Source organism: Azospirillum himalayense (genome assembly GCF_042657465.1).
GTDB lineage: Bacteria > Pseudomonadota > Alphaproteobacteria > Azospirillales > Azospirillaceae > Azospirillum > Azospirillum himalayense.
The window spans coordinates 127,149-142,463 of sequence record NZ_JBHSLC010000111.1 but is presented as its reverse complement, the minus strand read 5'-3'; the positions used below and the strand labels follow the sequence as shown (position 1 = coordinate 142,463).

Below are 15,315 nucleotides of genomic sequence, written 5' to 3'. Positions count from 1 at the left end.
ATTCAACCTTGAAAACTCATCATAAATTTCTCATTCCCTACAATTCTTTCCCTGAACGCGCTGGCTGTTTCGTCTATTATTATTTTTCCTTTTTCCAGCATCACAACTCTATCGACGCTGCTGATCGTCTCAATCCGATGGGCGATGATGATTTTTGTTACCTTGAGCATCCCGACGGAGGCGTTGACCTCCTGCTCGCAGCGCGGATCGAGGTGACTGGTCGCTTCGTCGAGGAACAGGATCCGGGGCCGGCCGTACAGCGCCCGGGCAAGCAGCACGCGCTGCTTCTGCCCTCCGGAGAGGATCGCCCCCATATCGCCGACCAGCGTATTGTATCCCATGGGCATCATGATGATGTCGTTGTGGATTGCCGCCATCATTGCGCAACGGGCGGCCCATTCACGATCGGGACTTTGGTCGAAGAAGCAGATGTTGTTCAGGATGGAACCGTCAAACAGGGTGTCGTTCTGAGTGACCACGCCGGATATTTGCCGAAGCCGTGCGACACCACCCACCTTGCCATCGATGCTCAGCCCACCTTCCGTAGGCTCCAGCGCTCCCAGAAGGACGTTCATCAAGGTCGTCTTGCCGCACCCGGACGGGCCGACGATGGCGACCGATTCGCCGGCTCCGATCCTCAGATTGATTCCGGTGAGGATGGGAGATTCGGTGGGCGAATAGCGGAACGAGACATTGGTCAGTTCCAGCCCCACCGGGGGGCCGGCCTTGTCCTTGGCGGGTACCGGAGATCCACTTTCCTTGTCGGGCTGGGAAAAGACGATGTCCGACAAGCGTTCGCCATGGAGGCGCAGCATACGCAGTTCGACCATCTTTTCGATGAGGCTGGTGATGCGACTGTCGAACTGGTTCTTGTAGGCGCTGAAGCTCATCAGCATCCCGACGGTGAACTGCCCATCCATGACCATGTGGGCGCCGACCCATATGACGACGATGTTCTGAAGTCCTGAGATGGTTCCGCTTACCGCCTGATAGACGATCTTCTGACGCTGGGTGCGGAGATCGGCGTTGACCTGTTCGACCAGGAAGGAGAGCCATCCATCGACCCGGGTGGCCTGCCGCTGAAACAGCTTTATCGTCTTGATGCCCCGTATCGTCTCAAGAAAATGGGTCTGCTGCTTGGCCGTGTGGATCACCAACTCCTCGTTGGCGTTCCGCATCGGGCCGAACCATGCCCAGCGTATCAGCCCATACAGCACGGATGCGCCGATCACGATGAAAGCCAGAAGCTGGCTATAGGCAAACATCACGATCAAGACGATAACACCCATGGTGCCATCAAGAAGAACCGTGAAGAATGATGACGCCAGAGTCTTTTGTATCACATCTGCCGACCCGAACCTGGACACGATATCGCCAACATGCCGACTTTCAAAATACCGAATCGGCAAATTTAACATATGACTGAATATATTTGATTTTATCTGGAATGATATGCTCGTGCTTAAATGCATAATTATATAGCTTCTTATATACTGTACGGAATTGCTTAATAATAAAACAAGAATAAATCCGATACCCATCGTCTCAAGAAGATCTCTGTCGCCCGAAACAATTGCGTTGTCAATGACGAGCTGCAGGATGAGCGGCATTATTACAGAAAAAAGCTCAAGAGAAAAAGAAAGCAGTATTATCTTGATGACGGGCGGCCAAATTCCAGCAAATCGCCCGAAAAGTTGGCGGACGGGAATGTCGGCAACATCCTTCTTTGCCTTGAAATCGCCTCCCGGCCACAGCTCAAGCGCGACACCGGTAAAACTTTTCGAGAGCATCTGGGTGGTTATGCGCCGTTCGCCGAAGGCCGGATCGATGATGACGGCGTGGGTCTTTCCCACCGCTTTCAGGACAACGAAATGATCGAGATCCCAGTGCAGGATGCATGGCAGTCTCAGGTTCGGAATATCCTCCAGTTCAAGCCGGACGGCCCGGGACGCCAAATTCAGGCCGGCGGCCAGGGCGTTCAACTGGGCAAGCGTCACGCCTTTCAACGAGGTGGGGAAACGCCCCCGCAAGGTCGCCATGTCGGTCCGATGCCCGTAATAGCCGGCGACCATTCCCAGGCAGGCCAGCCCGCATTCGGTCACCTCGACTTGAAGGATGACCGGAATCCGCCGCCGGAAGCCCAGATGGATTCTGTCGATTACGGACATTCAGAGGCTTCCCTTTAAAGTGTACAAAGGCTCCAAAAGCCACTCGTAAAGGCGGCGGGTTTCCTGCTCGATCGTGGCATCCACCAACATGCCGGGCCGAATCGGCTGCTTGGCGCCATAGGCGACGACCGCCTGGTCCTGCAAATGCACGGTGATGCGGTAAGACGGCTCGGCGGCGTTCGTGAGGCCGGACGACGCCAGCCCGGGGGAGTCGGTGAATTCCGATACGGGAAGGGCGGTTCGCGAAACGCTGGTGACGCGCCCTTGGTACTGCCCGAACTTCTGATACGGAAAGGCATGATAGCGCAGGCGCACCGCATCGCCGGGTTTGACGAAGCCGATCGTCCGACTCGTTGCGTAGAGATGGCCTTCCAGCTCGGCATCGCCGGGCACGATGCTGACCAGAGGACGGCTTCCATCGATCACTTGGCCTTCCATCGCGGTGACGGCCGTTGCGACCCCTGATTGGGGGGCACGAATGGCGATCTCGCGGCGCACCTCGCTTTCCGCGAGTTCCGCTTGGGCCGATGCGATGCTGCGCGCGATCTCAGCCAATTGATTGGAATACCGCACGGCTTGGTTGTCGAGGCTGTTTTGCCGGTCGACCAAGTCACGGCTAAGACGCAGATGCTCCCTCCTCAATGATTCCAGATGCGCTTCCTCGTCCAGCCTGCCTATGGATTTTTCCTCAAACCGCTCACGCGAAACATATCCGCTATTGTGAAGATCTTGATACCTTTCGAAATTTTTTCGCGCAATCAACAGTATCTTTTCTCTTATGGTAATTTGCTTATCAGATTTTTCTATTTCATCTTTCATGATGCGTATCTGTTTTTTCAGATATTCTTCTTCATCCCTAAAAGATATTTTAGTTCTTTCTTCTTCATTGTTGAGACTGATTAATCTTAATCTAATTTGGTTGCTGATTATTTCTTGAGTTGCGCCTTGAGTTGCGCTGTCTCTTTCGCCAGACAGCAAAAATATAATGTCGTTTTTCTTAACCTCCTCCCCCTCATTGACTCTTCTTTCGATGACCCGTCCTGACTGTGGCGCATAGATCTTCATGAGCCCAGCGACCGGCACAATCTGGCCGGAGACCGAGGTCCTTTTTGTATAGGTACCAAATACTATAAACAATGCAATGGACAGGGAGCACAAAACGAGGAACGCAGCTGCAAAAGTCAATGGGGTTTTCCCGATATCAATAACGGTGCCAATGCCTTTCGAATCTCTTGATTTTATGAAATCGTTTCTAAAAAGCGGCTTGTCTGACATGGATTCGTCCATTTTTCCGCTGCCGGTCAATCAATGCCTTGAATATGCCGAGCCCAAGGGAGTCGATACGGACTGATCAAGCCACCCGACCGACGAGGAGGGAGCGCGAACGGCTTCCCGCCAATCCAACCGTCGATCGGTTTTCCCAACATTCCGTCGCTGGCGACCATGGTCGAGCAGATTGATGACTGATCTCAAGCCATTGACGCATTGAAGAAATTCTTTTGTGCGGCGGTTTTGACGCCTCCAAGCCGCGCCCCTGGAAACCATAGGAACCGGTCACGATCCGCATCCAACACCCGGATCGCTCATGCCGAAGACACCACCAATACGTTTGCATGCTACCGCCAAAATCTTTTAACGGTTGATCATGCTACCCCTATAGGTTATATGAGAATGATAATCAACAACAGATACGCACCGGGGATGACGGTAATGCCTTCCGACTGTATAGGCGTGGCGCTTCCTCTCTCTAAAGGTCAGGAAGGGGTATGGTTTTCGGATAATCTGTATGATTCTGGAACGGCGTATACCACTTCCCAGTGCGTCGAACTCCGTGGCCCGCTGTGCTGTCGAACGCTCCATCGCAGCATACTGCGCGCTGTGAACGAGTGCGGACCTCTCCATGTCCGCTTCCTAGCCGATGACTGCCGCCCCTTGCAGCAAAGTATTGATCCCATCTCCGAGCCTGTATCCTTCATAGATCTGAGATCCGATTCGGCTCCCGACAAAACCGCCTGGGATTACATGCGGAGAATGAACAAGGAGATAAATCTAGTAAGCAACGATCTGTACCGTATCGCCGTTATTATTCTTGGCGACGACCATGCACTCTGGTTCATGTCCGTCCATCACATTGTTTTTGATGCTCACTGTTATGGTCTGTTCCAAAGTCGCGTTTCTCAGCACTACGCGTCGCTTCGCAACGGCACTCCACTGACGGCCTCCTGGTTCGGCACTGTTGTCGAAATGATCGAGGAGGAGCAGCGCTACACGCAGTCCGGTGAAGGCGAGACCGATCGGCGCTTCTGGAAGGCGTATCTTAGGGACTCAGGCTCTCCCACCACCCTGGCCGGACGCTGGGCCAGGGGAGGGGCGGCATCGCGACAGGCGAAGCTGTCTCTGCCGCCGAATCTGTACCGTGGCCTGGAGCGGATTGGCCGGCGAACCGGCTCTCTGGTGCCGGAGGTTCTGGTCGCGGCAATCGGATGCTACTTGGCGCGGATGACCGATAGCGAGACGGCCACCCTTGGATTTCCGATGATGGGCAGGCCTAGGGGGCAGGCCATACGGATACCGGTCACCAGAGTCAATGTCCTGCCGCTCCACCTGGCACCGGGGGCCGACGCTTCCTTCATGGATTGGCTCCAGGCAACCAGCCAGGGAATCCGGACAATTGCGCGCCATCAGCGCTACCGGTGCGAGGATCTTGTCCGTGAGTTGAAGACCATGCGGGACGGGCGCCCGCTGTTCGGGCCATTGGTGAACATCCTGCCTCCCTTTCCCTCCGGTCTCTTTCCAGGATGCGTCGCGACCGTCCATCACCTTGCTCAGGGGCCGGTGGACGACCTGCGGCTGACCATCGAAACGGGCACCGGCGGCGATTCCTGCCGTCTGACGCTGGACACCAATCCGGTGCTCTACACCCCGGCACAGACCCGGGCCCATGCCGACCGCCTTGGCGCCTGGCTGGACACCTTGATTGCCCGTCCGGATGAGCCGGTTGCCACTCTTCCTCTGGCGACCGCCGCGGAATGCGCCGTTGTGAACGGATGGAACGCCACTTCCCACCCAGTGGACCCTACGGACCTCGCGACCCTGTTCGAACGTCAGGTCGCGCTGACCCCCAGCCGGACGGCCGTCATAGCCGACGGTGTCCAGCTCGATTACCGGACACTCGATGCACGGGCGCGGCGCCTGGCCGTTCTGATCGGCGAGCGGATGCACGGCGACGAGGCCGTCGTCGCCGTGGCACTGCCGCGCTCGGTCGATTTGGAGGTCGCCCTGTTGGCCGTCCACAAGGCGTCGGCGGCCTACATGCCCATTGCCGATGAACATCCTCCGGCCCGCATCGAACGGATGCTCGGCCTCGCCGAGTCCCGTCTGGTCATCACCCAAGCATCCGATGCCCATCGGTTTCCCGAGGGCGTTGACCTGCTTTTCGTCGACCGCCTGCCGGAGTTCGCTCATCCCGGAGAAACGCCCAGGACTTTCCAGCCGCGGAGCCCGAACCGGGCCGCTTATGTCATCTTCACCTCCGGCTCCACCGGCGAACCCAAGGGGGTGGTGGTGGAACACGACGCCGTGGTCAATCGCCTGCTCTGGATGCAGGACCGATATCCCCTGACGGCCGCAGACCGGGTACTGCAAAAGACGCCGGCTCATTTCGATGTGTCCGTGTGGGAATTCTTCTGGCCGGTGATCGTCGGCGCCACGCTGGTGATGGCGCGGCCGGAAGGCCATCACGATCCCGATTATCTTTGCGACGTCATAGAGAGGGAGGCGATCACCACGATGCATTTCGTCCCCTCTATGCTGGCCGTCTTTCTCGACTCCGTCCGGACCCGGCCCCGCCGGGAATTCGGCAGCATCAGGCGCGTGTTCTCCAGCGGGGAAGCCCTGAGCCGGCAGCATCACGATCTCTTCTTCGAAACGCTGGACGCGGAGTTGCACAATCTCTACGGCCCGACCGAGGCTGCCATCGATGTCACCGCCTGGCGCTGCCGCAAAGGCGAAGGGCGGGCCGCCGTACCCATCGGCCATCCGATCTGGAACACCGCAATCCACATCCTGAACGCCCATGGGCAGACGGCGCCGATCGGCACGGTGGGCGAGTTGTTCATTTCCGGTCGCGGCCTCGCGCGCGGCTACGTCGGCAGGGCGGACCTGACCGGAGAGCGTTTTCCCATCATGGCCAATGATACCCGCATGTATCGCACCGGGGATCTGGCCAGTTGGAGCGACGACGGCGTGCTCCATTACCATGGCCGGACCGATTTCCAGGTCAAGCTGCGTGGCCTGCGCATCGAGCTGGACGAGATCGTGGAGACGATCCGGCAGTGCCCGGGGGTGCAGGCCGCCGCCGCCGCCGTCCATGACGAGCATCTGATCGGCTACGCCGTCATCCAGACCGAAGGCCACCCCTCTGACGACATCGTGGCAAGGATCAAGGCCCGGTGCCGCGAGTGGCTGCCAAGCTATATGGTTCCTGCGCAGATCGTGCTTCTTCCGGGATTGCCCCTGACCTCTACCGGAAAGCTGGATCGGAAGGCCCTGCCCAAACCCATTGCCACCTCCTCCTCGGACCAGGGTGAAACCAGGACACTGCACGAACAATGGCTCTGCGAACTGTTCGCCGAGGTTCTCGGCGTGGAAAGTGTCGGCCCCCAGGACAACTTCTTTGACCTGGGAGGCCATTCCCTGTCGGCCGTCCGGTTGGCGCGCCGCGTGAAGGACGTCATAGGCTGGGACACTTCCATCGCCACCGTCTTCGCCGCTCCGACGCCTGCGCGTCTGGCGTCCACCAACGGCGCACAGCTGGTGCAGGACGTGCTCGATCCGATACTGATCCTGCGCGGAGCGGCCCCCGGCGGAAATCCCGCCCCGCCCCTGTTCTGCGTGCATCCGGCTGGCGGCATCGCCTGGTGCTACAGCGGACTGTCGCGCTTCTTGAAGACACGATGCGCCATCATCGGCCTGCAGGCACGCGGGCTGAGGCCGGGCGCGCCGCCGATGTCATCGATGGTGGATATCGCCCGCGACTATGTCGAGCAGATCCGCCGACACCAGCCCAAGGGACCATACTGTCTGCTGGGTTGGTCGGTCGGCGGCATGATAGCCCACACCATGGCGGCTCTTCTGGAACAGGCGGGGGAGTCCGTTCAGCTCCTGGCCCTTCTGGACGCCTTTCCCAGCGACCTGTGGCGAGACAACGCGCCGCCGGACGAAACCGACCCCGAACAGGCGGCCCTGGCCGCCCTCCTCTATATCGCCGGCCTTGCCCCTCCCTACCGAGACGGCATCCCGTCCCTGACCCTGCCCGCGGGGGTCAGCCTGGAGCGCAGTTGCGTCATCGACCAGTTGCGCGCCGAGGGCAATGCCTTGGGAAGTCTGGATGACAAAACCCTGGACCGGCTTGTGGACGTGGTCATCAACAGCCGTCGCTTGGTGCGGACCACCGAACACCATCGGTTTGGGGGAAACATGCTCTTCTTCACCGCGGCGCGGCCGCGCGCGGAGAGCTGGTTGCGCATCGACTCCTGGAAGGCCCATGTCGGGGGTACGATCCGGAACGTCGATGTCGACAGCGATCATCCCTCGCTCGTGCGACCACCCGCGATGCGGGTCATAGCCCAGGAGATTGATTTCTATCTCGCGGAACAAGGGCGTTAGGCAATCATTGTGACCATCTGCCTTTTCGATCAACAAAACAAATGAGGAAAATCGTGATCAAAGAAAATGACAAGAGTATCGACAAAGACACCAAAGATTCCTATATATACGATATTAATGAGCAATGGAATATTTTTTCACCCCTTCAGGAAGAGCCGAATTTTTGCCGAAACCCAGCCGCATTCGGACAGGACGTGCCCTTCTCCCTTTCGCATCCATCCGATTTGGCGGCGCTTGTCACCGATACCATGCGGACGGATCAAGACATCGAGCCGGATGAAGATCTTTACGATATGGGTCTTGATTCTCTCCATCTGATGATGATTGTGTCCGCACTCAATGATGCGGGGTACAGCGTCGGCATCGCCGAATTCTCGATGCAGCCCACATTGAGCGACTGGTGGGCCCTGCTTTCACGGCAAACCCCCTCGCCCACCGATCAAGTCGCATCTGCATCTCTGCAGGATTGTTGACACAAAAATCGTCTCGAACCTGGGGGGACGGTAAAACGCGTTGGGGGCGCAATAAAGGGCGGGCTATGGTGGAGGTGGTGGGCAAGGGCGGCGCTGTGAAGCCGCATGTGATCTCCGAAGATGCGCGCACCGGAGCCGCCCAACATAACCTGAGATGATGCGTTGCGGCGTCTTGTCCGTATGCATCGTCTATCAGTGTCGGTCCGACCCGCCACGTCCTCGACTGGTTTCATCTGTCCATACGGGTCCAGCACGTGGCGCAAGCGGTCAAGGGCTGGGCCACGGCGGTGCCGGCCGCCGTGGAACGCACAGGCTCCCCCTGGCCGAGCTCGACGCCCTCTTGGAAGCCGCCGACAACCGGCAGGCTCGGAAGGTGACAACTCTGCTGCGCGCTCTGACCTACGTTGCCGGACAGGCCGACCTGATCATCGACTATGCCGCGGGCCGGCACCGGGGCGAGCCCATCTCCACAGCGACGACCGCAAGCACGGTCCAACGCCTGCGGCACCGGCGCATGGGCGCCCACCGGATACTTAAGGTGCGTACTGCGGTGATGAACGGCTCCTTCGCATCAGAGCACTCCGCCACCGAGCCATACGCCCGTCGGCCATTCCGCACTGCGGCGTGAAGGCCCCCGAGGTTGGCGACGGTCTCGTCTGACATTACGGCACTCTTATTCATCACCTCACGACACCCCGCCTCGCACGACCGCACCGCGGGGCGCCCGCCTGGCCGGCGTACGGGCCACCCCGCTGGTCGGTCGCGCCTTATGCCATCATGGACAGACGGCTCCTGCACAATCGGACGGTGTGCACCGGCGCATCGGTTGGAACCGTGCCGGTGGATTGATGTTGTTGCACGGTCAGCAGCAGGAGAGCAACACGATGAGAAAGCTCCTTTCCGCAACGGCGGTCGCCCTCGTCATGATCGCGGCCGGTCCCTCGCTCGCCCAACAGAGCGCCGCCATCGCCAACCCGGCCAACGCCTATCGGGAGGTGAAGGACAACAACGTCATGGTGCCGTCCCTCAAGCGGACGGTCGGGCAGTTGGACGACATGGACGTCTTCGGGCCGGACGGCACGAAGATCGGTGAGGTCGAGGAGGTGCTGATGGACGCCTCCGGGCAACCGGTCGCGCTCGTGGTGGATGTGGAGCATGGCGTGGGGATCGGCGACAAGGAGTTGATCGTCGGGCTTGACCAGCTTCGCGACGACGGGCGGACCCTGACGACCGCGCTGACGAACGCGCAGCTCGGCACCCTGCCGATCTGGGACGATTGAGGCGGAACTGGTCCGGACGGACAGCGGCGCTGATCGCCCATTGGTTGTCCTTTCACCCTTTTCGCTGTATCTGCAGACGCGGTGCGGAGAAAGGGGGAAAGGGCGATGGTGGTTTCGCTGTCCCGGTGTCGATTTTCATGGCGCGCCCTCCCCGCGTGTCTGGCGATCCTGATCGGTGCCGGCCTCCTCGTTCTGCCCGCCCAGGCACAGACGATCGCACCGAAGGACGCGGTGGGGCGGCTGTTCGTCGGGCCATCGCTCGAATCGGGCTGGTTCGCGCCCTCCTTCCTGTCGGTGGTCGGCGTCGATCAGGTCACCGCGCTGGTGTCCGGCCTGAAAGGCGATTTTGGTGGGCTGATCGCCGTCCATGAGCACGCGCAGAGCGGACGGGTCGAGTTGGAGCGGGCGGAGGTGCCCTTCACGGTCACGCTCGACGGAACGGGGCGGATCGCCGGGCTTTTCTTCGGACCGCCCCAGCCCACGCGCGGGGATCCGGCGGCGCTCGCCGAGCGAATCGCGACAAGCGCCGTGGGCGAGAGCGCCGTCCTGCTCCTAGTGGATGGCAAGGAACTGGCGTCCCGCAACGCCGGCGCGCCGATGGCCGTGGGGTCAGCCGTCAAGCTGATCGTTCTGAAAGCCTATGAAGAGGCGATCCGCGACGGAACCCTGACCCGCGACCGCGTTATTCCTCTCGATGCAGCGGACCGCTCCCTGCCCACGGGCGTCCTGCAACGGCTCGCGCCGGGAACGCCGGTCACTGTCGAGACCCTCGCGGCCCTGATGATCCAGCAGAGCGACAACACGGCGACCGACGCGCTGATCCGCCTTCTCGGGCCGGCGGCGATGGAACGCCTCAGCCCGCGCAATATCCCCTTCCTGACCACCGGCGCCCTGTTCCGGCTGGCCGCGAAGGGGGCGGAGGCCAAGCGCACCGCCTATGGCGCAGGCACGCCGGAGGAGCGGCGCGTCATCCTCGACAAATTGGCGGGAGTTCCCCTGCCCTCCCCGTCCGACCTGCTGCCCAGGGCGACGTGGCGGGACGCCGAATGGTATCTGACAGCGCGGGAACTGTGCGGCCTGCTGCTGGAACTGCGGGACGCTCCGGCGCTGAACGGCTCTCCCGAGCCGCTGGTGGCGGTCGAGGGCTGGCGTTGGAGCGGCTACAAGGGCGGTTCGGAGTTCGGCGTGCTCAACCTGTCGGCCGCCGGCATCACCGCCGATGGCCGGCAGGTTTGCGCGGTCCTCACCGCCAACGGCGACCGACCGCAGCCGGAGGACCGCCTCGCCCTGCTCTTCTCCACGCTGTTCCGCAGCGCGGAGAAGAGCCGATAAGGGCCTTACTGCGGCGCCATGCGGATGGCGCCGTCCAGCCGGATCACCTCGCCGTTCAACATTTCGTTCTCAAGAATATGCTGCACGAGGCGGGCGTATTCGGAGGGCTGGCCGAAGCGCTTCGGGAAGGGCACCGTGGCGGCGAGGCTGTCCTGGACCTCCTGCGGCATGTTCAGCAGCATCGGAGTTCCGATCAGGCCGGGCGCGATGGTCATGACGCGCACGCCGCTGCGCGCCAGATCGCGGGCGGCGCAGATGGTCAGGGCGACGACGCCGCCCTTCGAGGAGGCGTAGGCGGCCTGCCCGATCTGCCCCTCATAGGCGGCGACGGAGGCGGTGTTGACGATCACCCCCCGCTCCCCCGATTCCAGCGGGTCGAGCGTGCCCATGTCCGCCGCGGCGAGGCGCAGCATGTTGAAGGTGCCGATCAGGTTGACCTCGATCACCTTGCGGAAGTCGTCCAGCGCCATCGGACCGTCGCGTCCGACGATCCGCTTGGCCGGGGCGACGCCCGCGCAGTTGACCGCGATGCGGGCCGGGCCATGGGCCGCGCGGGCCTCGGCCACGGCCTTCTCCGCCGATTCCGCGCTCGACACGTCGCACAGCAGGCCCAGGCCGCCGATCTCCTCGGCCACCTGCTTGACCGCCGCCTCGTTCATGTCGAGCACGGTGACCTTGGCGCCGAGCTTCGCCAGATGGCGCGCGGTTTCCGCCCCCATGCCGGAGGCGCCACCGGTGACGATGGCGGCCTGACCGTTGATCTGCATCGCGCTCTCTCCCTGATAACGTTATTGAAGTCCCCTCTCCCCTCTGGGGAGAGGGTTAGGGTGAGGGGGTTGCGCTTATGCCGGACGCTTCAAATCGCTCATCCCCCTCACCGGCCCTCCGGACCACCCTCTCCCCAGAGGGGAGAGGGTTGAGGCGTCACATCCCGCCCGGATAGTTCGGGCCTCCGCCGCCCTCGGGGACGACCCAGTTGATGTTCTGGGTGGGGTCCTTGATGTCGCAGGTCTTGCAGTGCACGCAGTTCTGCGCGTTGATCTGCAGCCGCGGGGCGCTGCCGTCCTCCGCCCGCACGATCTCGTACACGCCCGCCGGGCAGTAGCGCGTCTCCGGCGCGTCGTAGAGCGCCAGATTGACCGCGATCGGCACCGACGCGTCCTTCAGCGTCAGGTGCGCCGGCTGGTCCTCCTCGTGGTTGGTGTTCGACAGGTACACCGACGACAGCCGGTCGAACGACACCACCCCGTCCGGCTTGGGATAGGCGATCTTCGGCATCTCCGACGCCTTCTTCAGCGTCTCATGGTCGCCGTGCCGGTGATGCAAGGTCCACGGCGACTTGCCCTTGGTCGCCGTCTCATAGGCCGCGTTGGCCAGACCCGCCCACAGCCCCTTCTGGAAGCCCGGACGGATGTTGCGCACCGCGTGCAGCTCCGACCACACCCAGGACGCCTTCAGCTTCTCCGGATAGACCACCGCCTCGCGCGCCGGCGCCTCGCCATTGGTCTGGGCCGACAGCAGCTCAAACACCGCTTCGGCCGCCAGCATGCCCGACTTCATGGCTGTGTGGTTGCCCTTGATCTTGGGCACGTTGAGGAAGCCCGCCGCGTCGCCGACGATCAGACCGCCGGGAAAGGTCAGCTTGGGGATCGACTGGAAGCCACCCTCGCTGAGCGCCCGCGCGCCATAGGCGATGCGCCGCCCGCCCTCGAAGGTCGGACGGATCGCCGGGTGGGTCTTGTAGCGCTGGAACTCCTCGAAGGGTGACAGGTGCGGGTTCTCGTAGTCGAGCCCGACCACGAAGCCGACCGACACCAGGTTGCCCTCCATGTGGTAGAGCCAGGAGCCGCCGTAGGTCTTGGGGTCCATCGGCCAGCCGATGGTGTGGACGATCAGGCCGGGCTGCGACTTGGCGGGATCGACCTCCCACAGCTCCTTGATGCCGATGCCGTAGGTCTGCGGGTCGGCGTCACGGCGCAGGTCGAAGCGCTCGAACAGCGTCTTGGTCAGCGAGCCGCGGCAGCCTTCGGCGAAGATGGTCTGCTTGGCGTGCAGCTCCATGCCCGGCGTGTAGTTGGCGGTCCGCTCTCCGTCCTTGCCGATGCCCATGTCGCCGGTTGCGACACCCTTGACCGCACCCGTGTCGTCGTAAAGCACCTCCGCCGCGGCGAAGCCGGGATAGATCTCGACACCCAGCTCCTCGGCCTGCCCGGCCATCCAGCGGGCGAGGTTGCCGAGGCTGATGATGTAGTTGCCGTGATTGTGCATCTGCGGCGGGGCGAAGGGCGACTTGTAGGCCTTGGTCTCGGTGAGGAAGAGGAAGCGGTCCTCGCGGGCCGGGGTGGTTAGCGGCGCGCCCTTCTCCTTCCAGTCGGGGATCAGCTCGTCGAGCGCGTGCGGCTCGAACACCGCGCCGGAGAGCAGGTGGGCGCCGACCTCCGAGCCCTTCTCGACGACGCAGACCGACAGCTCCTGCCCGGCCTCGTTGGCGAGCTGTTTCAGGCGGATGGCCGCGCTCAGGCCCGACGGGCCGGCTCCGACGACAAGGACGTCGTACTCCATCACCTCGCGCGGGTCGCGAGCCATCTCGTCAGCCATTTCTTCTTCTTTCCTTGTTTCGTGCGAACAACGTCGGTCAATGCGACAACAGAACGGGAAGGGTCATCTGGCGCAGGATCTGGCGGGTGTTGCTGCCTCGCCCGAACAGCGGGAACAGCGAGCCGCCATAGCCGCCGAAGCCGCCCATCACCAGAAGATCGGCGCCATGGTCCGAGGCGCGCGACAACACGGCGTCCATGGGGGTCATGCTGGCGATGGTCATGCGTTCCTGCGTGGCCGTCACGCCGTGGCTCGCCAGATGCTCCAGGATGTCGACCTGCGGGACGGTGCCGCCTCCCTCCGCCCGGGGCTGGGTGTGGAAGGCGAGCAGGAGCACGGAACTCGCCTGCTTCAGCAGCGGCAGCGCGTCGTTGACGGCGCGGGCAGCCTCGCGGCTGCCGTTCCAGGCGATCACCGGGCGGTCGGCGAGCTGCGAGTAGCTGCCGCTGTGCGGCACGACCAGGATCGGGCGCCCGGCGTTCAGAACCACCTCTTCGAGCAGGTCCGCCGGGACGCGGCTGTCCTCCGGGTCGTGCTGGCCGAAGACGGCGAGGTCCACGTAGCGCGAGCAGATCACCGTCTCGGCAATGACATGGCCGTATTCACCGTGGCTGAGCTGCCACCAGCGCGTGGTCACCCCGGCCTCGCGGGCCTTCTCCTCGAACATTTCCCGCGCCCGCTGCGCCGCCTGGGTCAGCGCCGGGCCGGCCTTGCGCGTGACGATGCCGGCGCCGGAACTGTCGCTCTGCGCGAACAGGCCGGTCAGCGCGGCGCCATGCTTCTGCGCCAGGGTCAGGGCGACGGTCAGCCGCTCCCCGCAGCGGTCGCTGTCGTCCACATGCACCAGCAGGTTCGTGAAGCTCATGGCGCCCTTCCCTTCCCTCTTTCCCCGTGTTTTACGCACATCCCCGCGCGCGGGCGACCTTCGAGGCGGTCGGGCGGCCGATGGCATCGCTGATATAAGCGCCAGCCGCCACCAGCCGGTCGAGGTCCACCCCCGTTTCGACGCCCAGCCCGTTCAGCATGTAGAGCACGTCCTCGCTCGCCACGTTGCCCGACGCCCCCTTGGCGTAGGGGCAGCCGCCCAGCCCGGCGACCGAGCTGTCCACCACCGCCACGCCCATCTCCAGTGTCGCCAGGATGTTGGCGAGCGCCTGACCGTAGGTGTCGTGGAAATGCACTGCCAGGCGCTCCATCGGCACGCGCTCCGCCACCGCTGCGATCATCGCCTGGGCCTTGGACGGCGTGCCGGTGCCGATGGTGTCGCCGAGCGAGACCTCGTAGCAGCCCATGTCGAGCAGCCGCCCCGCCACCTCGGCCACCGCCGCAGGCGCGATCTCCCCCTCGTAGGGGCAGCCGAGCACGCAGGAGACGTAGCCGCGCACCGGCACGCCCTGGGCCTTCGCCTGCTCCAGCACCGGAACGAAGCGGTCGAGGCTTTCGGCGATGGAGCAGTTGATGTTCTTCCGGCTGAAGCTCTCCGACGCGGCGGCGAAGACCGCCACCTCGTCGGCGCGGGCGGCGAGCGCGCCCTCCAGCCCCTTGGCGTTCGGGGTCAATGCTGCGTAGCGCACCCCCTCCTTGCGCCGGATGCCGGCGAAGACGTCCGGCGTGTCGGCCATCTGCGGAACCCATTTGGGCGACACGAAGCTGCCGGCCTCGATGGCGGTCAGCCCGGCGTCGGTCAGCCGGTCGACTAGACCGATCTTCACCGCCGTCGGGACGATCTGCTTTTCGTTCTGGAGGCCGTCGCGCGGACCGACCTCCACCATGCGGACGCTCCTGGGCAGGCGCATG

Annotated in this window: 10 protein-coding genes and 1 pseudogene; 5 read left to right on the top strand and 6 right to left on the bottom strand. The window is 62.7% G+C overall.

Annotation, left to right across the window (positions count from 1 at the left end; genetic code table 11):
* Positions 1-2: 2 nt before the first annotated feature.
* Positions 3-2,168, bottom strand: coding sequence for a peptidase domain-containing ABC transporter (locus tag ACFPMG_RS30055; protein WP_376999124.1), 2,166 nt, complete (start codon positions 2,166-2,168; stop codon positions 3-5).
* Positions 2,169-3,455 (bottom strand): HlyD family secretion protein, encoded by a 1,287-nt coding sequence (locus ACFPMG_RS30050; protein ID WP_376999122.1) that lies wholly within the window; start codon positions 3,453-3,455, stop codon positions 2,169-2,171.
* A 378-nt stretch (positions 3,456-3,833) separates the two neighbouring features.
* Between ACFPMG_RS30050 and ACFPMG_RS30045 the strand changes: the two genes are divergently transcribed.
* From ACFPMG_RS30045 to ACFPMG_RS30025, 5 genes and pseudogenes are all read left to right on the top strand, one after another.
* Positions 3,834-7,835, top strand: coding sequence for an amino acid adenylation domain-containing protein (locus ACFPMG_RS30045; protein ID WP_376999120.1), 4,002 nt, complete (start codon positions 3,834-3,836; stop codon positions 7,833-7,835).
* Positions 7,836-7,888: 53 nt separating this feature from the next.
* A complete protein-coding gene (locus ACFPMG_RS30040) occupies positions 7,889-8,308 on the top strand; it encodes a phosphopantetheine-binding protein (RefSeq protein WP_376999118.1) in 420 nt (139 codons plus the stop codon).
* Positions 8,309-8,493: 185 nt separating this feature from the next.
* A pseudogene (locus ACFPMG_RS30035) lies at positions 8,494-8,936 on the top strand (ISKra4-like element ISAzba1 family transposase); the annotation flags it as partial.
* Between the two features lie 256 nt (positions 8,937-9,192).
* Entirely contained in the window at positions 9,193-9,588 is a 396-nt protein-coding gene (locus ACFPMG_RS30030; protein ID WP_376999116.1) for a PRC-barrel domain-containing protein, read from the top strand.
* A gap of 105 nt (positions 9,589-9,693) precedes the next feature.
* A complete protein-coding gene (locus ACFPMG_RS30025; protein WP_376999114.1) occupies positions 9,694-10,920 on the top strand; it encodes a serine hydrolase in 1,227 nt (408 codons plus the stop codon).
* A gap of 5 nt (positions 10,921-10,925) precedes the next feature.
* Here ACFPMG_RS30025 and ACFPMG_RS30020 read toward each other — a convergent pair whose 3' ends face one another.
* From ACFPMG_RS30020 to ACFPMG_RS30005, 4 genes are all read right to left on the bottom strand, one after another.
* Positions 10,926-11,687, bottom strand: a complete 762-nt coding sequence (locus tag ACFPMG_RS30020) for an SDR family NAD(P)-dependent oxidoreductase (RefSeq protein ID WP_376999112.1) — start codon at positions 11,685-11,687, stop codon at positions 10,926-10,928.
* Between the two features lie 157 nt (positions 11,688-11,844).
* Complete coding sequence (locus ACFPMG_RS30015; protein WP_376999260.1) at positions 11,845-13,506, bottom strand: electron transfer flavoprotein-ubiquinone oxidoreductase; 1,662 nt, start codon at positions 13,504-13,506, stop codon at positions 11,845-11,847.
* Positions 13,507-13,555: 49 nt separating this feature from the next.
* The gene (locus ACFPMG_RS30010) at positions 13,556-14,383 is read right to left on the bottom strand and encodes a universal stress protein (RefSeq protein ID WP_376999110.1); all 828 of its coding nucleotides are present in this window, start codon (positions 14,381-14,383) and stop codon (positions 13,556-13,558) included.
* A 31-nt stretch (positions 14,384-14,414) separates the two neighbouring features.
* Entirely contained in the window at positions 14,415-15,314 is a 900-nt protein-coding gene (locus tag ACFPMG_RS30005; protein WP_376999108.1) for a hydroxymethylglutaryl-CoA lyase, read from the bottom strand.
* Position 15,315 lies beyond the last annotated feature (1 nt).

Coding starts and splice junctions, on each gene's coding strand:
- ACFPMG_RS30055 (WP_376999124.1), bottom strand. CDS start 2,168: ATGTCCGTAATCGACAGAATCCATCTGGGCTTCCGGCGGCGGATTCCG.
- ACFPMG_RS30050 (WP_376999122.1), bottom strand. CDS start 3,455: ATGGACGAATCCATGTCAGACAAGCCGCTTTTTAGAAACGATTTCATA.
- ACFPMG_RS30045 (WP_376999120.1), top strand. CDS start 3,834: ATGAGAATGATAATCAACAACAGATACGCACCGGGGATGACGGTAATG.
- ACFPMG_RS30030 (WP_376999116.1), top strand. CDS start 9,193: ATGAGAAAGCTCCTTTCCGCAACGGCGGTCGCCCTCGTCATGATCGCG.
- ACFPMG_RS30025 (WP_376999114.1), top strand. CDS start 9,694: ATGGTGGTTTCGCTGTCCCGGTGTCGATTTTCATGGCGCGCCCTCCCC.
- ACFPMG_RS30020 (WP_376999112.1), bottom strand. CDS start 11,687: ATGCAGATCAACGGTCAGGCCGCCATCGTCACCGGTGGCGCCTCCGGC.
- ACFPMG_RS30015 (WP_376999260.1), bottom strand. CDS start 13,506: ATGGCTCGCGACCCGCGCGAGGTGATGGAGTACGACGTCCTTGTCGTC.
- ACFPMG_RS30010 (WP_376999110.1), bottom strand. CDS start 14,383: ATGAGCTTCACGAACCTGCTGGTGCATGTGGACGACAGCGACCGCTGC.
- ACFPMG_RS30005 (WP_376999108.1), bottom strand. CDS start 15,314: ATGCGCCTGCCCAGGAGCGTCCGCATGGTGGAGGTCGGTCCGCGCGAC.